The organism is Cupriavidus sp. 05L411 (assembly GCF_056398045.1).
In genome coordinates, this window is the sequence record NZ_JBFTOQ010000041.1 from 31012 (window position 1) to 48114 (window position 17103).

Annotated in this window: 18 protein-coding genes; 11 read left to right on the plus strand and 7 right to left on the minus strand. The window is 68.9% G+C overall.

Going from position 1 to position 17103, the window contains the following annotated elements:
* Positions 1-40: 40 nt before the first annotated feature.
* Genes AC1DQR_RS31945 through AC1DQR_RS31965 form a run of 5 tightly spaced genes read right to left on the minus strand, consistent with a single transcriptional unit; the run spans position 41 to position 5225 of the window.
* On the minus strand, positions 41-1504 hold the full coding sequence (locus tag AC1DQR_RS31945) for an efflux transporter outer membrane subunit (protein WP_416047655.1): 1464 nt from the start codon (positions 1502-1504) through the stop codon (positions 41-43).
* Positions 1501-2469, minus strand: a complete 969-nt coding sequence (locus AC1DQR_RS31950) for an efflux RND transporter periplasmic adaptor subunit (RefSeq protein WP_416047654.1) — start codon at positions 2467-2469, stop codon at positions 1501-1503. Before AC1DQR_RS31950 ends, AC1DQR_RS31945 begins: the two co-directional genes overlap by 4 nt.
* Positions 2466-2675 carry a DUF1656 domain-containing protein gene (locus tag AC1DQR_RS31955; protein ID WP_183034501.1) on the minus strand — a complete coding sequence of 70 codons (210 nt, stop codon included), beginning with the start codon at positions 2673-2675 and terminating at the stop codon, positions 2466-2468. Before AC1DQR_RS31955 ends, AC1DQR_RS31950 begins: the two co-directional genes overlap by 4 nt.
* On the minus strand, positions 2672-4759 hold the full coding sequence (locus AC1DQR_RS31960; protein WP_477134432.1) for an FUSC family protein: 2088 nt from the start codon (positions 4757-4759) through the stop codon (positions 2672-2674). Before AC1DQR_RS31960 ends, AC1DQR_RS31955 begins: the two co-directional genes overlap by 4 nt.
* A gap of 4 nt (positions 4760-4763) precedes the next feature.
* Complete coding sequence (locus tag AC1DQR_RS31965) at positions 4764-5225, minus strand: MarR family winged helix-turn-helix transcriptional regulator (protein ID WP_174427793.1); 462 nt, start codon at positions 5223-5225, stop codon at positions 4764-4766.
* A 335-nt stretch (positions 5226-5560) separates the two neighbouring features.
* On the opposite strand from AC1DQR_RS31965, the gene AC1DQR_RS31970 reads away from it, so the two are divergent.
* From AC1DQR_RS31970 to AC1DQR_RS31985, 4 genes are all read left to right on the plus strand, one after another.
* Positions 5561-6358, plus strand: coding sequence for a crotonase/enoyl-CoA hydratase family protein (locus tag AC1DQR_RS31970; RefSeq protein WP_416047652.1), 798 nt, complete (start codon positions 5561-5563; stop codon positions 6356-6358).
* A 45-nt stretch (positions 6359-6403) separates the two neighbouring features.
* Positions 6404-7582, plus strand: coding sequence for a thiolase family protein (locus AC1DQR_RS31975; RefSeq protein WP_477134433.1), 1179 nt, complete (start codon positions 6404-6406; stop codon positions 7580-7582).
* Positions 7583-7620: 38 nt separating this feature from the next.
* Entirely contained in the window at positions 7621-8385 is a 765-nt protein-coding gene (locus AC1DQR_RS31980) for an SDR family NAD(P)-dependent oxidoreductase (RefSeq protein WP_416047650.1), read from the plus strand.
* A 109-nt stretch (positions 8386-8494) separates the two neighbouring features.
* The gene (locus AC1DQR_RS31985; RefSeq protein WP_477134434.1) at positions 8495-9415 is read left to right on the plus strand and encodes a LysR family transcriptional regulator; all 921 of its coding nucleotides are present in this window, start codon (positions 8495-8497) and stop codon (positions 9413-9415) included.
* Here AC1DQR_RS31985 and madM read toward each other — a convergent pair.
* Positions 9412-10188: a malonate transporter subunit MadM gene (gene madM, locus AC1DQR_RS31990; RefSeq protein ID WP_477134435.1), complete on the minus strand. Its 777-nt coding sequence runs from the start codon at positions 10186-10188 to the stop codon at positions 9412-9414. The two genes, AC1DQR_RS31985 and madM, sit on opposite strands and share 4 nt — an antisense overlap.
* A 10-nt stretch (positions 10189-10198) precedes the next feature.
* Complete coding sequence (madL, locus tag AC1DQR_RS31995; RefSeq protein WP_174427787.1) at positions 10199-10609, minus strand: malonate transporter subunit MadL; 411 nt, start codon at positions 10607-10609, stop codon at positions 10199-10201.
* A gap of 348 nt (positions 10610-10957) precedes the next feature.
* Here madL and mdcA point away from each other — a divergent pair, with 348 nt between their 5' ends.
* From mdcA to mdcH, 7 genes are read left to right on the plus strand one after another with little or no spacing between them, the layout of a single operon-like run.
* Complete coding sequence (gene mdcA / locus AC1DQR_RS32000) at positions 10958-12616, plus strand: malonate decarboxylase subunit alpha (RefSeq protein WP_183034496.1); 1659 nt, start codon at positions 10958-10960, stop codon at positions 12614-12616.
* Positions 12616-13521: a triphosphoribosyl-dephospho-CoA synthase gene (locus tag AC1DQR_RS32005; RefSeq protein ID WP_416047647.1), complete on the plus strand. Its 906-nt coding sequence runs from the start codon at positions 12616-12618 to the stop codon at positions 13519-13521. Before mdcA ends, AC1DQR_RS32005 begins: the two co-directional genes overlap by 1 nt.
* Positions 13521-13835, plus strand: coding sequence for a malonate decarboxylase subunit delta (locus AC1DQR_RS32010; protein ID WP_416047646.1), 315 nt, complete (start codon positions 13521-13523; stop codon positions 13833-13835). Before AC1DQR_RS32005 ends, AC1DQR_RS32010 begins: the two co-directional genes overlap by 1 nt.
* Positions 13832-14683: a biotin-independent malonate decarboxylase subunit beta gene (locus AC1DQR_RS32015; protein WP_477134436.1), complete on the plus strand. Its 852-nt coding sequence runs from the start codon at positions 13832-13834 to the stop codon at positions 14681-14683. Before AC1DQR_RS32010 ends, AC1DQR_RS32015 begins: the two co-directional genes overlap by 4 nt.
* Positions 14680-15498, plus strand: a complete 819-nt coding sequence (gene mdcE, locus AC1DQR_RS32020; RefSeq protein ID WP_477134437.1) for a biotin-independent malonate decarboxylase subunit gamma — start codon at positions 14680-14682, stop codon at positions 15496-15498. The genes AC1DQR_RS32015 and mdcE overlap by 4 nt, the downstream gene beginning before the upstream one ends.
* A 24-nt stretch (positions 15499-15522) precedes the next feature.
* On the plus strand, positions 15523-16161 hold the full coding sequence (locus tag AC1DQR_RS32025; protein ID WP_416047643.1) for a malonate decarboxylase holo-ACP synthase: 639 nt from the start codon (positions 15523-15525) through the stop codon (positions 16159-16161).
* Positions 16158-17096, plus strand: coding sequence for a malonate decarboxylase subunit epsilon (mdcH, locus tag AC1DQR_RS32030; protein ID WP_477134438.1), 939 nt, complete (start codon positions 16158-16160; stop codon positions 17094-17096). Before AC1DQR_RS32025 ends, mdcH begins: the two co-directional genes overlap by 4 nt.
* Positions 17097-17103 lie beyond the last annotated feature (7 nt).

A 17103-nucleotide genomic window follows, 5' to 3' on the forward strand; every position in this document is an offset into this window, starting at 1 on the left:
TTTAACCATGATGACAGCCCAGCGCGCGCTCGATGCACGTTCAGTGCGCCTGCTCGCTCATCGTGCGCGACTCGACCTTGGGCGCATTTTGCCATCCGCCGCCCAGCGCAAGGAAGAGATTGATCTGGTCCAGCGCGACCTGGCTTTCCGACGCCGCCAGTGACGCTTCGGTGCTGGCCAGCGTGCGGTCGGCATCCAGGCTCGACAGGTACGGCGAGCGGCCGGCCTGGTAGAGCTGGCGGTTCTGCCGCGCGACTTCACTGGCCTTGTCGCGGGCATCGCGCAGCGCCTGGGTGCGCTCCAGCTCCCGCGTGTAGCTGCTCAGCGCCGACTGCGTTTCGCGCAGCGCCTTGAGCACCACGCCGTCGAAGTGGGCGAGCGCCGCTTCGGCGCCGGCTTCGGTGCCGTGGATGCGGGCACGCGTGCCGCTGGTCGGGATGTTCCAGGTGATCAGCGGGCCATAGCCCCAGTGCGCGGTCGGTGCCTGGCCGAGGTGATCAAGGATGCCGGTGAAGCCGGCGGAGGCGCCGATGCGGATGGACGGGTACAGATCCGCCGTGGCAACGCCGATCTTGGCCGTGGCCGAGGCGAGTTCGCGCTCGGCCTGGCGCACGTCGGGCCGGCGCTTGAGCAGCGCGGCACCGTCGCCCACGGGCAGCGCCTGGCGCAGCCTGGGTTCTTCGTGGCAGGCGTACTCCGCCTGCGAGGTGGCGCTGGGCGGCTTGCCCAGCATCACCGCCAGGCGGTACGCCGCGCCCTCTTGCTCGGCCTTGAAGCGCGGCAAGGCCGCGCGCAACACGTCGGCCTGCGCCTGTGAGCGCAGCAGGTCCACCGGCTGCCCGCGCCCGGCATCGACCATCTTGCGGGCCAGGTCGACGCCGCGGCGCTGCAACTCCAGCTGATGCTCGGCCACGGTCAGTTCATGCGTGGCGGCGCAGCCCTGCACGTAGGCGCGCACGGTCTCGGCCACCACGCCAACACGAGCCTGGTCGAGCGCCGCCTGGCTGGCTTGCGCGCCGGCCAGCGCCGCTTCATCCGCGCGCGCCAGCTTGCCGAAGAAGTCGATCAGGTAGGAAACCTTGAAGCCGACATCGCCAAAGTTCATCACCGGGATCTTCTCTTCCTTGAGCAGCGGCTCGCCGGCGATCTGCCCGCGCTCCGCGCTGGCGGAGAGCCTGGCTTCCGGCAGGTTCTCTGCCTCCACCTCGTGGTAGACCGCGATGGCGCGCTTCAGGTTGGCCGCGGCCACGCGCAAATCGGTATTGGCAACAAGCGCCTGCTGCACCAGCTGGTCGAGCTTCGGATCGTCATACAGGCGCCACCAGCCATCGGGCACCTCGGCAATCGATACGGCGGGGTTGTCCGTGCCGAGCAGCGGGCCGTTGGCCGCTTGCGCCTTCACGGCGGCGTTGTCCGGCACATGGTAGTCGGGCCCGACCGTGGTGCAGGCGGCAAACAGCAGCGGCACCAGTACCGGCAGCAGGGCTTTGCGCAACGTGTTCACTGCGCGCCTCCCTGGCTGGCGGCTCCCTTGGCGGCCAGCGCGAGCTTGTCCTTCTGAGCCTTCTGGCCTTCCGGCCCGGCCTGCGCCTTGTCCCGGGCCGAGGGCTCGCGCACCGACACGGTAGCGGTACGGCCTGCGACCATGCGCAAATCGGCGGGCGGCTCGTCCAGCGCGATGCGCACCGGGATACGTTGCGCGAGGCGGACCCAGTTGAACGTCGGGTTCACATTCGGCAGCAGGTTGGAGCCGTTGGTGCGGTCGCGGTCCTCGATGCCGGCGGCAATGCTCTGCACGTGGCCATGCAGCACGCGGGATTCGCCCATGATGCGGATGTCCACCGGATTGCCGATATGGATGCCGTGCAGCTTGGTTTCTTCGAAGTAGCCTTCCACGTGGAAGGAATTCGCATCCACCATCGACAGCACCGGGCGGCCGGTGTTGACGTAGTCGCCCAGGCGCGGCAGCCGGTCGTTCAGGTAGCCGTCGACCGGGCTGAGCACGCTGGTGCGCTCCAGGTTGAGCTTGGCGAGGTTGACCGCGGCCTGCGCCTGCGCCAGCGCCGCTTCGCCTTGCTGGACCTTGGCCAGGCCTTCTTCCACCACTTCCTTGGAGACGACCTCGGACAGGGTCTGGCTGCGGCGGGCTTCACGGCGCGCCTGCGCGAGCATGGCGCTTTGCGCCGCCGCCGTGGCCTGCGCCTGCTGCAAGGCCAGCGCGAAGCGGTCGCGGTCGATCTCGAACAACGGCTGTCCGCGCTGCACGCGCTGGTTGTCCTTGACGAGGACCTTGGTCACCAGCCCGGACACGTCGGGCGCGATCTGCACCACGTCTGCGCGGATATGGCCGTCGCGGGTCCATGGCGCCACCGTGTAGTAATCCCACAGGTGCTTGACGACGACGACCGCGACCGCGGTGACGACAAGGGTAAGGACGATGGGTCCAAGCGTACGAAGATTCAGTTTCATGACTGCAGCCGATAGGCCAGGTAGACGGTGCCACCCAGGACGATCACATATAACGCCAGATTGAACAGGGACCGGTGCCAGACCAGCCGATAAAAACCCACACGCGCCAGCACGGCACGCGCGCAAGCGGTGATCAGGAACGCCACCAGCATCCACGCCAGCAGGCTCGGGACAAACACACCATAGACGTCGACTTCACCGCTCATTGCTTGTTGCTCGCTTGCTTGCTCATTGGGTCTGCCGCCTGGCCCGCGGGCAAGGCACCAGCCGCGCTCATTGCCACGGGTGCCGCCGAAAACAACGCGACGTGCATTTCCACCAGCGCGGCAAAGGCCTCGCGCGAAGCCTGGTCGGCGCGCGAGGCAACCTTGCGGATCGCCTTGGCCAGCCGGTCGCGCAGCACTTGCGGCGGCGTGTCGGCACGGGCGTCCAGGCGTGCCTGGTAGTAGCTGGCAACGCCCTGCAGCACGCGCCGTACCGAGTGCTGGTGCTCCGGCGCCAGCGCGGGCAGTTCGCGCTGCAGCGCCAGCGTGCTGAGCTCCACGCGCACTTCGGTAAAGCCGTCGCCGGTGGTTTCATCCTCGCTGGCCGCCAGCCGCGGCACCAGTTGCGCCAGGCGGTCCAGCATGCGGGCACGCAGGTGCGCGTGCTCGCCCGGCTCGCGCCCGGTGGCGTTGCGGGCGATATCGCCCCAGCTGGCGCGCACCAGCCTGCGTACCGCGGCCCTGGTGCCGAAGGGGCGGGCCACCAGGGTCCACACCAGCGCGAACAGAATGCCCGCGATGCCGGCCACGTTGCCGTTGAAGAAGGCGTTGAAGTCGGCGTTGTAGGCGCCCTGGATGCCGATATCGTTGGCCGTGATCACGGCCAGCGGCATGGCGATCAGCGCGAGCCGGGGCTGCGCCATCATCACGCCGATGATCAGGTAGGGCACCGCGAACATCAGCACCAGCATCTCGAAATCGTGCGCGTTCGGCAGGACCACGAACAGGTAGATGGTGGCGAGCACGAGGCAGACCACGTTCCAGCGGAAGAACGAGCGGATCATGGGCGCCGGCTCGTCCATCGCGGCAAAGAAACAGCACGACACCGCGCCCAGCGCGACCGCGCCCGCGCCGTCCGCCCAGCCCGTCCAGATCCACACCATGCCCATGCTGAAGATCGCCAGCGCGGTCGTGGCGGTGGAGAACAGCAGCATGCCGTGATCGTAGTGGCGCGCGGCGCCCACGCCCCAGCGCCGGAACGCCGGCGCCCAGTCGCCCTGCGGTGCCGCCTCGCCGATACGGCGCTGCAGCGACACGCAGTCCTGCCACAACTCCATCAGCTCGCGCAGACGCCCTTCGGCCGCGGCGGCCAGCGCCGCGTGCCAGTCTGGCCCGGCACTGCCTGGCTCCAGGCCGGCGTCGTCGATCGGCGCGTCCGGGGATAGCTGCAACGCCGGCAGCGGCGCCTGTGCGCCCGCGCTGATCCATGCCGACACCAGCGCCATGTTGTGCGACAGGCGTTGCGGAATGCCCGCGGCGCGCTGGTGCAAGGCGTCCACCACGGAAGCCAGCGACGACAGCACGGGCAGCAGCATGGTCATGCGGCCACGCAACTCCTGCGCGTGCTTCACGCGCGCGGCGCTTTCGGCGTCGTAGGAGAGATGGCTGATCAACTGGTCGAGCGCGAGGATGTCGGCGGCCAGGCGATGGCGGCTGTGATGGCGCGACACCTTCGCGGCCGGATGCGCCGAGAGCATATCGGTGGCCCACAGCGCGGCGTCCGCCAGCCACTGGGCGGATTTCTGGCCGAGCACCGTGGCCACCTTGGCGGGGAAGATGGTCGAGCCGACAATGCTCGCGCACACGATGCCCAGGCAGATTTCCTCGGCCCGCGCCACGGCGATGTCGAACACGCCCGAGGGATCGCTCACCGAGGGCAAGGCCACCATCGGCAGCGTATAGGCCGCCAGCATGAACACATAGCTGCGCGGCGTGCGGTGCAGCAGCGCGACATAGAGCAGGATGCCGGTCCATAACGCCACCGCGGCCATCAGCAGCACTGGCGCATTGACCAGCGGCGGCACGATGGCGACGGATGCGGCCGCGCCAAGCAGCGTGCCAAGCACGCGATACAGCGCCTTGGAGCGCGTGGCGCCGGTGAGCGGATGCGCCACGATATACACGGAGGCCATGGCCCAGTACGGGCGCGGCAGGCCCAGGTACAGCGCGATGAACAACGCCAGCATGGCCGCTGCAAAGGCTTTGAGGGAGAAGATCCAGTCCCGTCCGGTGGGCCAGCTGACCATGTTCTTACGACCCGAAAGCAGTGGTGGGCGCGGACTCGGCGGCTTGGGCGAGCGCGTTGAGCACGCGCATGGCGCCCTCGAAGTCCTGCTCGCTGACGCCAGCGAAGACGCTGGCGCGGAGATGCTTGAGCTCGACCTCGATTTTTTCGGCGAGCGCCTCGCCGGCGTCGGTGAGCCAGAGCGCATTGGCCCGGCGATCGTTCGCATCCACTTCCCGGCGCACAAGGCCGGCGGCGGAGAGCTGGTCAACCAGACGGACCAGCGATGCACCTTCCAGCCCGACATAGTCGGCCAGGGTGACCTGGCGCACGCCGCCGCCAAGGCGGCGGATAAACAGCAGGGGCCCTGCCGCGGCGGCGGAAATCCCGTAGGCGGTAACGGCGCCCTGCGAAATGTGGCGCCACTGGCGCCCGGCCAGCATCAGCTGGCCGGTAAAGGCGAAACGGAGGGCGTCGATGGAAGGCATGGACGGAATGATAGCAGCCATATAGTTAGGATGCAAATTATCACACTACAAAGCAATCTCCGTTGATACAAACCGACGCGGGGCGATGCGGGAAGCACATGAAAATCGCAGCGCCAGTTGAACCTGCCTTGCGCATCCAGGCTCGCGCCGATGCCAAACGGCGCCGGCGCCGATATATGCGGGATATCGGCATCGCCGAAATGAATATTGGACACCCGAGGGCACGGTCCCTTAGCCTTTTGGGCAAGCGATTGTCGGCGGCGCCGCGCTGCGCCGGCCGTCCCGAGCCAAGGCGACGACGACGACGACGACGACAACAACGACCGGAGACCAGCATGACAAGCTTCCTGCGCTACGAGCAGCAGGGCCACATCGTGACCCTGACCATGAACGAGCCGGAGCGGCGCAACCCCCTCACCGGCAACACCGCTGTGGCCGACTTCCTGGAGGCCATCGACCGCATCCACCGCGACACCAGCGTGCGCGCGGTGATCATCACCGGCGCCGGCACCGCGTTTTCCTCAGGTGGCAATATCCGCGACATGGAACGCCAGGCTTCGGGCCAGGTGCCCGGCATGGAGATTCGTCAGGACTATCGCCTGGGCATCCAGCGCCTGCCGCTGGCGCTGTTCAACCTGGAGGTACCGGTGATCGCCGCCGTCAACGGCGCGGCCATGGGTGCGGGGCTGGACCTGGCCTGCATGTGCGACATGCGCATTGCGTCCGAGCAGGCGCAGTTTGCCGAGAGCTTCGTCAAGCTGGGGATCATTCCGGGCGATGGCGGCGCCTGGCTGCTGCCGCGCGTGATCGGCCTTGCGCGCGCCGCCGAGCTGACCTTCACCGGACAGGTCATCGATGCGCGCCAGGCGCTGGAGTGGAACCTCGTCTCGCGCGTGGTGCCGCCGGATCAGCTGCTGCCCACGGCCAATGAACTGGCCGAACGCATTGCCGCCAATCCGCCGCATGCGGTGCGGCTGGCCAAGCGCCTGCTGCGCGAGGCATTACATACCCGGCTGGATACGCTGCTGGAACTGTCGGCCGGCTTCCAGGCGCTGTCGCACCAGACCTCGGATCACCGTGAGGCGGTGTCGGCCTTCCTGGACAAGCGCAAGCCCGAGTTCACCGGCAGCTGATCCATCGTCGTTCCCATTGCCATCAAGAGACATCGGAGACCCGCCATGCAGCAAGCCGTCATCGTCGACGCCATCCGTTCGCCCATGGGCCGCGCCAAGCCCGGCTCGGCCTTCACCGAACTCCATCCCACGGAGCTGCTGGCGCAGGTGCTGGCAGGGCTGGTCGCGCGCAACAAGCTGGACCCCGGGCTGGTGGAAGACGTCATCACCGGATGCGTGAGCCAGGTGGGCGAGCAATCCGCCACGCCCGGCCGCGTGGCCTGGCTGGCGGCGGGATTCCCAGAGCATGTGCCCTCCACCACCATCGACCGCAAATGCGGCTCCAGCCAGCAGGCCGTGCACTTTGCCGCGCAAGGCATCATGGCGGGCGCCTACGACATCGTGGTTGCCTGCGGCATTGAGTCCATGAGCCGCGTGCCAATGGGCTCGGGGCGCATTGGGCAGAATCCGTACGGCCCGTCGTTCGAGGCGCGCTATGCGCCCGGGCTGGTGTCGCAAGGGGTCGCGGCGGAGCTGGTCGCGGCGCAGTGGGAACTATCACGCGACGATCTCGATCAGTATGCCGCGCAATCGCACCAGCGCGCCCACCAGGCGCGCGAGGCCGGCGCCTTCCGCCGCGAGATCCTGCCAATCCGTACCGCCGCGGGCCTCGTCGCGCACGATGAAACCATCCGCCCCGCCACCACCGCCGAGCACCTGGCCACACTGGCGCCGTCCTTTCGCGACGAGACGCTCGGCCAGCGCTTCCCGCAGATCGGCTGGCATGTGACCGCCGGCAATGCCTCGCAGATCAGCGACGGCGCCGCCGCCATCTTGCTGATGAGCGAGCGCGCCGCCTCCCGCCTGGGCCTGAACGCCCGCGCGCGCTTCGTCGCCTTCGATGCCTGCGGCGACAGCCCCCTGACCATGCTGACCGCGCCGATCCCGTCGAGCAAGCGCGCGCTGGACAAAGGCGGCCTTGCGCTCGATGCGATTGCACACTACGAGATCAACGAGGCCTTTGCCTGCGTACCGCTCGCGTGGCAGCGCGCGCTGGGCGCCGACCCGGCACGCCTGAACCCGCGTGGCGGCGCGATCGCGCTCGGCCACCCGCTGGGCGCTTCGGGCGCGCGGCTGATGACCACCATGCTGCACGCGCTGGAAGACGGCGGCGGGCGCTACGGCCTGCAATCGATGTGCGAAGCCGGCGGCATGGCCAACGCCACCATCATCGAACGGCTCTGAGCCGGCACGCACCTATATCCAGAACGAGGAGATACCAGATGAAGCTTGCCAACATGTCCGCCGTCGTCACCGGGGGCGCCTCCGGGCTAGGCCTCGCCTGCGCCCGCCGCCTCGCCGAACGCGGCGTTGCCGTGGTGATCGCCGACCTGTCCGAAGAGAACGGCGCGGCCGCCGTAGAGGAGCTCGGCGCGCTCGCGCGCTTTGTCCAGGCCGATGTCTGCGACACCGCGCAGATGACCCGCGTGTTCGACACGGCCGACACGCTCGGCACCATGCGCGCGCTGATCCATTGTGCTGGCGTGGGCGGCCCGGTGCGCCTGGTGGAGAAGGACGGCCAGCCCGGCTCGCTGGAAAAATACGAATCGATCGTGCGCATCAATCTCGTCGGCACCTTCAACGCGCTGCGCCTGGCCGCCGCGCGCATGGCCCGCAACGAGCTGGTCGACGGCGAGCGTGGCGCGTGCGTGCTGACGGCATCGGTGGCGGCCTATGAAGGGCAGATCGGGCAGATCCCCTATGCGTCGGCCAAGGCCGGCATCGTCGGCATGACGCTGGTGGCGGCGCGCGACCTGGCGCAGCGCATGATCCGCGTGTGCACCATTGCCCCCGGGCTGTTCGATACGCCGCTGCTGGCACGCCTGCCGGAAAATGTGCGCGCCTCGCTGGGCGCCTCGGTGCCGCATCCGGCGAGGCTCGGCATGCCGGATGAATTCGCCTCGACGGCGCTGCACATCCTGGAGAACGCCATGCTCAACGGGGAGACCATCCGGCTCGACGGCGCGATCCGCATGGCGCCGCGCTGAGCCGGCGCCACTCGCGCAACGCCCCGGGACTCTCCCGGGGCCATCCGGCATCGAATCTGGTTATCATGCTCCGGTCACCATCACCGCCAGCATGCGCGACGCGTCTCCTATGCGAAACCGGATCAACGAAGAAATCACCCTGCGCAAGCTCGAAGTCCTGCTCGCCTATATGGAGACCGGCAATCTCGCCAAGGCCGCCGAGGCGCTGGATGTGAGCACGGTCAGCGTGCACCGCGCGCTGCACTCGCTGGAAGAAGGCATGCGCTGCGCGTTGTTCCGCCACGAAGGGCGCAACCTGCTGCCGACCGAAGCCGCGCACGTGCTGGCGGATGTGGCCGCCGATGTCATCAAGGCCATGGCCGACGGCATCCGCGCCACGCGCCAGGCCGCCGGGTATTCAGCCGATCACATGAAGATCGGCTCGCTCTATTCGCTGACCATCCGCACGGTGCCCGACGTGGTGATCGGCATCAAGGTCAGGCGGCCGGAACTCCAGGCGGAACTGGTGCTTGGCTCCAACGCCGACCTGCTCTTCAAGCTCAAGCAAGGCGCCATCGACGCTGCGCTGATGGCCATGCCCGAGCCAGACCCCGAGATCGAATCCATTGCGCTGTTCGAAGACGAAATCTACTTCGCCGCACCGGCGGATTCGCCTTATGCGCGGCAAGCCTCCATCGACCTGCGGCAATGCCGGGACGAGCCCTTCGTCACGCTCAGCGAAGGCTTCATCACCTACCAGGGCTTCATGGACGCCTTTCGCATCGCCGACTTCACGCCCAATGTGGTGATGAAGGTCGGCGACATCTTCTCGCTGATGAACCTGGTCAGCGGCGGCGTGGGCTACGCGCTGCTGCCCGGCCGCGTGCGCGACGTGTTTGCGCACAAGGTGACGCTGGTTCCGCTGTCCTCGCAGTACCGGCTGCGCCAGACCATTGGGCTGAGCTTCTTGCGGCGACGCGAGCGGGATCCGAACTTGCTGGCACTGGCGGCGGTTTGCCGGTTGGCGATGCGGGTGCCGCAGCCCGCCTAGCCCACCACCGCCTTGGTCGCCAAAAACAACAACGAGGGCCCCAGCAGGCACCCCAGCCCGGTGTGGAACGTCGCCACCAGCGCACCGTAAGGCACCAGCCTGCGGTCCGTTGCGGCCAGGCCCGCCGATACCCCGCTGACGGTGCCCGCCAGGCCGCCGAACACCATCGCGGCGCGCGGGTTGTTCAGCCCGAGGAAGCCTGCCGCCATGGGCGTGCCGACCATCACGATGATGGCCTTGATCAGCCCGGTGGCGATGCTCAGCGCGATCACATCGGAGCTGGCGCCCAGCGCGGCGCCGGTCACCGGCCCCACGATATACGTCACCGCCCCGGCGCCGATGGTGGTCATGCTGACCGCGTCGCTGTAGCCGAAGGCGCGCGCCACGGCAGCACCCACGATAAACGGCAGGATGGTGCCGAGCAACAACGACACCGCACCGACCAGCCCGGCCTTGCGTGCCTCGGTCACCTGCACCTCGAAGGCGGTGGCGACGATGGCGAAGTCGCGCAGCATGGCGCCGCCCATCAGGCCGATGCCGGAGAACAGCGAGAGATCGGCCAGGCCTTTTTCCTTGCCGGTGACGATGCCGCCATAGTAGGCCAGCAGCAGGCCGATCACGATGGCGATGGCAGAGGCATGGACGCGTCCGAAGGTCAGCCAGCGCGAGAGCCTTGACGACAGCCACATGATGATGCCAACCGCGGCAAACGCGGTGACCAGGGCGTTCTGCAGCAGGATGTTCTCAATCATGTGCGAAATGGATTGCGGCATGGCGGCGTCCTTAGCGCGATGCGTGGCTGGGGGTGGCTTCCGGCGAGGGCAGCGGCGGCAATGGCGCGTGGTCGCCGGTGCGGCTGAGCACCGCGATGCAGCAGGCCGAGACCAGCACCGCGCCGACTGCCGCGATCAGGGCTACCGGCCCGCCGCGCAACGCGGCGACCACGTTCTGCTGCGCCGCCATCGCCACCACCACCGGGATGTACATCGCGCCCCAGAAGCCAACGCCCGCCTCGGTCTCCTTGGGCAGGAGGCCGCGCCCGTGCAGGAAGAGCCGTATCGAGATCAGCAGCAGCATGGCGATGCCGACCCCGCCCACATTGGCCTTGACGCCGATCGCAATGCCTAGCAGTTCGCCAAGGAACAAGCCGATTAGGTGGCAGAGCGCCAGCAAGGCGGTTCCGTAGATGATCATGGTGCTGTCTCCTGTTGGCCCGTCGGCAGGGTTGCGCGCGGGCTGGTTCTAGGTTTGATGGATGCAATCTAGGCCAGCCATCGCGCTGCATCAATCAACCCGGCGAGAGAATCGTTAGCGTGGGATTAACGGCGGGATGCCGCCATCCGGCACGCTAGTGACCAGGCCGGCTCTTGCGTGCCAGGTGCGGCGGCGTACAGTGCGCCCCAGGCCGGGACCGCGCGCCTTGCATGTCGGGCCGCCAACACTTACACCTAGAGTAACGATGCCGCGCCGGGCGTCATTGCTTGCGCCACGCGCGCTGCGTATCTTGGTGCCATTCCTTGCATCAAGCACACCGGAGACGCGATGCCCAACCCAGCCACGGACCGACAGTGGGACACCCGCCGCAGCGAAAAGCGCCGCCGCATGGCACGCGGCGCCGCCTTTGCCAGCGGCCGGGTCGTGCCCACCGCCGACATCGTCCCATTCCTCGAAGCTATCACCGCGCCGGGCGACCGCGTGGTGCTGGAGGGCAACAACCAGAAGCAGGCCGACTTCCTCTCGCGCTCGCTGGCCGAGGTGGACCCGGCGAAGGTGCACGGCTTGCACATGATCATCCCGAGCGTGAGCCGGGTGGAGCATCTCGACCTGTTCGAGCGCGGCATCGCCAGGAAACTGGACTTTGCCTATGCCGGCGCACAGAGCCTGCGCATCTCGCAGTTCCTGGAAGATGGCCAGCTGGAGGTCGGCGCCATCCACACCTACATCGAGCTGTACGCGCGGCTCTATGTGGACCTGACGCCCAACATCGTGCTGATCGCCGGCTACAAGGCCGACCGCGACGGCAACCTCTACACCGGTGCCAGCACCGAGGACACGCCCGCCCTGGTGGAGGCAGCCACGTTCCGCGACGGCATCGTGGTGGCCCAGGTCAACGAGATCGTGGACGACCCCGCCGGCCTGCCGCGCGTGGATATCCCCGGTTCCTGGATCGACTACGTGGTGCAGGCCGACAAGCCCTTTTTCTGCGAGCCGCTGTTCACGCGCGACCCGCGCCTGATCAAGCCGGTGCATGTGCTGATGGCCATGATGGCGATCCGCGGCGTGTACGAGCGCCACCAGGTGCAGTCGCTCAACCATGGCATCGGCTTCAACACCGCTGCCATCGAACTGATCCTGCCGACCTATGGCGAGTCGCTCGGCCTCAAGGGCAAGATCTGCAAGTACTGGACGCTCAACCCCCACCCCACGCTGATCCCCGCCATCGAGTCGGGATGGGTGGAGAGCGTGCACAGCTTTGGCAGCGAGCTCGGCATGGAGAACTATGTGGCCGCGCGCCCGGATGTGTTCTTCACCGGCGCGGATGGATCGATGCGCTCCAACCGCGCCTTCTGCCAGCTTGCCGGCCAGTACGCGGTGGACCTGTTCATCGGCTCCACGCTGCAGATCGACGGCGACGGCCACTCCTCCACGGTCACGCGCGGGCGCTTGTCCGGCTTTGGCGGCGCGCCCAACATGGGCCACAACCCGGGCGGCCGGCGCCATCCCACGCCGGCGTGGCTCGACCTGATCGAGACCGACGACCCGCTCGCGCGCGGCCGCAAGCTGGTGGTGCAGATGGTGGAGACCTTCCAGGCAGGCGGCAAGCCGACCTTTGTCGAATCGCTCGATGCGGTGCAGGTGGCCAAGGATAGCGGCATGCCGCTGGCGCCGGTGATGATCTACGGCGACGACGTAACGCACGTGCTGACCGAGGAAGGCATCGCTTATCTCTACAAGGCACGCTCGCTGGAGGAGCGCCGCGCCATGCTGGCGGCTGTGGCCGGGGTGACGCCGATCGGCCTGCGCCACGACACCAGCACCACGCGCCGCATGCGCAGCGACGGCCTGATCGCGCTGCCCGAAGACCTCGGCGTGCAGCGCAGCCAGGCTACGCGCTCGTTGCTGGCGGCCAAGAGCATGGCCGACCTGGTCGACTGGTCCGGCGGGCTGTACGAGCCGCCGGCACGCTTCCGGAGCTGGTGATGGCAAGCCTCGCGTTACCTGCCGGGCACCGTGACGACGCCGTCAACCCCGCCGCCATCGCGCTGGCCGATCTCGCCGTCAATGCCCTGATCGACGAGGCCGCGCTGTCGCCCAAGCCCGGGCTGGTGGATGGCCGCGGCAATGGCGCCCACGCCGACCTCAACCTGGACCTGATGCGCGTCTCGGCGCGCTCGCTGCATCCCGCCTTTGCCGAGATGGCGGCGGCGGGCATGCGCGTGGCGCAGCCCAGCGTGGCATTGCGCGAGCGGCTCGGCGCGCTGGGCCGCGAAGCAGAGGCCGCGATGATGCGCGCCACCGGCGGCATCAACACGCATCGCGGCGCGATCTGGAGCCTGGGGCTGCTGGTTGGCGCGGCGGGCTTGCACCGGCATGGACATGGCGCGCATGGCATAGCCCGCACCGCCGGCGCCATCGCACGCCTGCCCGACCGGCACCGTCCCGCGCGCACAGGCAACAAGGGCGAACGCGCCTGCATCGACTACGGCGTCGCCGGCGCGCGCGGCCAGGCGCAGGCGGGCTTCCCGCATGTGCTGCGCGCTGGCCTGCCAGAGCTGATTCGCAGCCGGGCGCGCGGCGACGCCGAGCCCAGCGCGCGCGTGAACGCATTGCTGGCCATCATGCAGCGGCTCGACGACACCTGCGTGCTGGCCCGGGCCGGCCGCGAAGGGCTGGCGCTGATGCAGCAAGGCGCGAGCCGGGTGCTGGCCGCCGGCGGCATCGGCACGCTGGCCGGCCGCCGCCTGCTGCGCCAGCTCGAAGGCGGCATGCTGGCCTGCAACGCCTCTCCCGGCGGCGCTGCGGACCTRCTCGCCGCCACTTTCTTCCTGGACCGGCTGCCACCCGCAGCGCGGCCGGCCAATGCCCCCGTGCAAGGAGACAAATAATGGAACAGCTCCGGTTCGAATATCCCGCCGGCGCGCCGGCAAGCCAGCGCGTGCTGGTTGGCGTGGTCGGCTCCGGCGATCTCGAAGTCATGGTGGAGCCCGGCACGCCCGGCACCACGCTGGTTCATGTCACCACGTCGGTGGACGGCTACGGCAAGGTCTGGGACGCGCAGCTCTCGCGCGTGTTCAGCGCCGAGCCGCGCGCCGCCATGCGCATCCACATCCATGATTTCGGCGCCACGCCGGGCGTGGTGGGCATGCGGCTGGCGGAAGCGTTCGAGGCGCTCGACGGCGAAGGCAAGGAGCAAGCATGAACCACGCATCGCTGCTGAACCGCGAGAGCTTTGTCGAACTCGGCGCGCGCGCCCGCGTGCATGCGCTGCTCGATCCCGGCACCTTGCGCGAACTCGCCGGCCCCTTCGACCAGTTGGTCTCGCCGTGGCTGGAACGCCAGGGCGTGGTGCCGCAGGCGGATGACGGCGTGGTGGTGGCCAAGGGCCGCATCGACGGCCATCCTGCGGTGGTCCTCGCCATCGAAGGCGCGTTCCAGGGCGGCAGCCTGGGCGAAGTGGGCGGCGCCAAGATCGCCGGCGCGCTGGAGCTGGCGGCGCAGGACAACCGGCGCGGTGTGCCCACGCGCGCGGTGATCCTGTTCGAAACCGGCGGCGTGCGGCTGCAGGAGGCCAACCTGGGACTGGCGGCCATTGCCGAGATCCACGCGGGCATTGTCGACCTGCGCCGCTACCAGCCAGTGGTAGGCGTGATCGCCGGCACCGTGGGCTGCTTCGGCGGCATGTCCATCGCGGCCGGCCTGTGCAGCTGCCTGGTGGTGACGCGCGAGGCTCGCCTCGGCCTGAACGGGCCGGCAGTGATCGAGCAAGAAGCGGGCGTGGCCGAATACGATTCGCGTGACCGGCCCTTTATCTGGAGCTTTACCGGCGGCGAGCAACGCATTGCCACTGGCCTGGCGGATCGCTACGTGGAGGACGACACCGAAGCCATCCGCGCCACGGTGCGCGAGGCCCTGGCGCAAGGCGTGCCGGCCGTGCACCGCAGCGAGCGCTACGCGCATTACCTGCAACGCCTGGCCGAATACGATCCGGCGCGCCAGCCGGAGCCGCAAACGGTCCGCACCATCTACGCACACGGAGCAAAGCCATGAGTTCAGCAAACACGCAGGGCCGCGGCGAGGCCTGGCTCGCGGCGCTGACGCGCAACGCCCCGCGCCGCCCCGGCTATCCCGCCACTGTGCAGGTGGCCGACACCGGGCTGGCCGGCCAGCCGGCGCGCTTTATCGCCGTGGTGCCCGACGCCGGCAACGCCTTCCCGCGCGTGCGCGACGGCGAAGTCGGCCTGCTCGAAGGCTGGTCGCTGGCGCGCGCCGTGCACGAGATCGTGCTGGCCGACCACGACGCCGCCATCAAGCGGCCCATCGTGGCCATCGTCGATACGCCCAGCCAGGCTTATGGACGGCGCGAGGAAGCCTTCGGCATTCATCAGTCGCTGGCGGGCGCGGCCGATGCCTATGCCACGGCGCGGCTGCAAGGGCATCCGGTGATCGCGCTGCTGGTCGGGCGCGCCATGTCGGGCGCCTTCCTCGCGCACGGATACCAGGCCAACCGCCTGATTGCGCTGAGTGATGCCGGCGTGCAGGTACACGCCATGGGCAAGCAGGCCGCCGCGCGCATCACCATGCGCAGCGTGGAGGACCTGGAGAGCTTTGCCGCCACCGTGCCGCCGATGGCGTATGACATTGGCAACTACGCCACGCTGGGCCTGCTGTGGAAGCGGGTCGGCGTCAACCACGCGGCGCTGCCCGACGAGGCCGATCTCGATACCGTGCATGGCGCGCTGCAAGCCGCGCTGGCTGATATCCAGGCGGATCCGCAACGGGATCTGCGCAGCCGCCTGGGTGGAGAAAACCGCCAGGCTTCCAGCCGTGTGCGCGAAGTGCTTGCGCAGCAGTGGCAGGACTGAGCCATTGCACGACCGGTGCATGAGATGACCACAAGCACGCTCCTGCCGCATGACCTGCTGTGGCTCGCGGACGCACCGGGCTTCGCCCGTGCCAATGCGCTGCCGCAGTGGGCAAGTGCCGACTGGCTCGCGCAAGCCCCGCTGGTGGTGCGGCGCGATGGCGCCATCGATGGCCGCATCCCTGTCGGGCTGCGCGGCACCACGCGCGCGCAGCGCCACGCGGCGTGGCTGCCCACCGCGCAGGTAGCGCGCGTGGTCACGCCGGGCTTGCTCGCGCGGCAGGCACGCTGGCGGGATCATCCGCGCCGCGCCGCCTTGCCTGCGCTCGCCGCGCTGGCGCGCATCGCGCCACAGCTGGATGCTGCGCAGGTGGACTGGGGCGTGACCGGCAGCGTCGGCTTTACGCTGGCCAGCAGCATCGACGTGCTGCACGCGGGCAGCGACCTGGACCTGCTGGTTACAGCGGCAACGCCGCTTTCGGCCGAACTGGCCCGCACTCTGGCCGCCTTGCTCGACGATGCGCAAGCGCGCATCGACATCCAGGTGGCCACCCCGTTTGGCGCGTTCGCGCTGCGCGAGCGCGTGCGCACCGGCGGCCGCGTGTTGCTCAAAACGGCGACTGGCCCTGTCATGAGCCAGGACCCTTGGCAGCCGCCATCATGAGCACGCTATTCACCTTCCCCGGCCAAGGCGCCCAACGCCCCGGCATGCTCCACGCACTGCCCGACCACCCAGCCGTGCGCGCCACTGTGAGCGAGACCAGCGAAGTGCTCGGGCGCGATGTGCGGGCGCTGGACAGCGCGGCCGAACTCGCGTCCACCGTGGCCGTGCAGTTGTGCCTGTTGACCGCTGGCGTGGCGATGGCGCGCTGCCTGCTTGCCGAAGGCGCCAAACCCGATGCCGTGGCCGGCCTGTCGATCGGCGCCTTCCCGGCGGCGGTCTGCGCAGGCGTGCTGGACCATGCCGATGCGGTCAGGCTGGTGGCGCAGCGCGCAAAGCTGATGGAGCAAGCGTATCCGAGCGGCTATGGCATGACGGCGATCCTCGGCATGGAGCTGGGCCCGCTGGAGCGCATCATCGCGCAGGTGCACGGACCGGCGTCGCCGGTCTACCTGGCCAATCTCAATGCGCCCGCCCAGTTCGTGATTGCCGGCGCCGCGACGGCCATGGCGCGCGTTGCGAAGCTGGCGCTGGACATTGGCGCGCACGCGGCCAAACCCATTGCGATCAGCGTGCCCTCGCACTGCGCTCTGCTTGACGGCGCGGCAATCGAGCTCGGTCAAGCGTTCGAGGGCGTGCGCATCAACCGCCCGAGCCTGCGCTACTTCAGCGCTAGCGCGGCACGCGAGCTGCGCGATCCGGCGCGCATCGCCGCCGACCTGGCGCGCAACCTTGCCGTGCCGGTACGCTGGCATGAGACCATGCTGCTGGCGCGCGAATGCGGCGTGCGCCTGGCGGTGGAAATGCCACCCGGCAATGTGCTGACGCGGCTGGCCGCGCCGCTGCTGCCGGACCGCATCGCCGTGGCCTGCGCCGACACGCGCATCGACAGCGTGGTCGCGCTCACGGCGCGTGAAGCGCTGCGGGCGTCGTCCTGAACCGGGG

What these genes read in the sequence shown, in the direction of transcription:
- AC1DQR_RS31960 (WP_477134432.1), bottom strand. Translation starts at nt 4,759, where the DNA reads ATGGTCAGCTGGCCCACCGGACGGGACTGGATCTTCTCCCTCAAAGCC.
- AC1DQR_RS31965 (WP_174427793.1), bottom strand. Translation starts at nt 5,225, where the DNA reads ATGCCTTCCATCGACGCCCTCCGTTTCGCCTTTACCGGCCAGCTGATG.
- AC1DQR_RS31975 (WP_477134433.1), top strand. Translation starts at nt 6,404, where the DNA reads ATGCAGCAAGCCGTCATCGTCGACGCCATCCGTTCGCCCATGGGCCGC.
- AC1DQR_RS31985 (WP_477134434.1), top strand. Translation starts at nt 8,495, where the DNA reads ATGCGAAACCGGATCAACGAAGAAATCACCCTGCGCAAGCTCGAAGTC.
- mdcA (WP_183034496.1), top strand. Translation starts at nt 10,958, where the DNA reads ATGCCCAACCCAGCCACGGACCGACAGTGGGACACCCGCCGCAGCGAA.
- AC1DQR_RS32010 (WP_416047646.1), top strand. Translation starts at nt 13,521, where the DNA reads ATGGAACAGCTCCGGTTCGAATATCCCGCCGGCGCGCCGGCAAGCCAG.
- AC1DQR_RS32025 (WP_416047643.1), top strand. Translation starts at nt 15,523, where the DNA reads ATGACCACAAGCACGCTCCTGCCGCATGACCTGCTGTGGCTCGCGGAC.
- AC1DQR_RS31970 (WP_416047652.1), top strand. Translation starts at nt 5,561, where the DNA reads ATGACAAGCTTCCTGCGCTACGAGCAGCAGGGCCACATCGTGACCCTG.
- AC1DQR_RS31955 (WP_183034501.1), bottom strand. Translation starts at nt 2,675, where the DNA reads ATGAGCGGTGAAGTCGACGTCTATGGTGTGTTTGTCCCGAGCCTGCTG.
- mdcE (WP_477134437.1), top strand. Translation starts at nt 14,680, where the DNA reads ATGAGTTCAGCAAACACGCAGGGCCGCGGCGAGGCCTGGCTCGCGGCG.
- madM (WP_477134435.1), bottom strand. Translation starts at nt 10,188, where the DNA reads ATGCCGCAATCCATTTCGCACATGATTGAGAACATCCTGCTGCAGAAC.
- AC1DQR_RS31980 (WP_416047650.1), top strand. Translation starts at nt 7,621, where the DNA reads ATGAAGCTTGCCAACATGTCCGCCGTCGTCACCGGGGGCGCCTCCGGG.
- madL (WP_174427787.1), bottom strand. Translation starts at nt 10,609, where the DNA reads ATGATCATCTACGGAACCGCCTTGCTGGCGCTCTGCCACCTAATCGGC.
- mdcH (WP_477134438.1), top strand. Translation starts at nt 16,158, where the DNA reads ATGAGCACGCTATTCACCTTCCCCGGCCAAGGCGCCCAACGCCCCGGC.
- AC1DQR_RS32015 (WP_477134436.1), top strand. Translation starts at nt 13,832, where the DNA reads ATGAACCACGCATCGCTGCTGAACCGCGAGAGCTTTGTCGAACTCGGC.
- AC1DQR_RS31950 (WP_416047654.1), bottom strand. Translation starts at nt 2,469, where the DNA reads ATGAAACTGAATCTTCGTACGCTTGGACCCATCGTCCTTACCCTTGTC.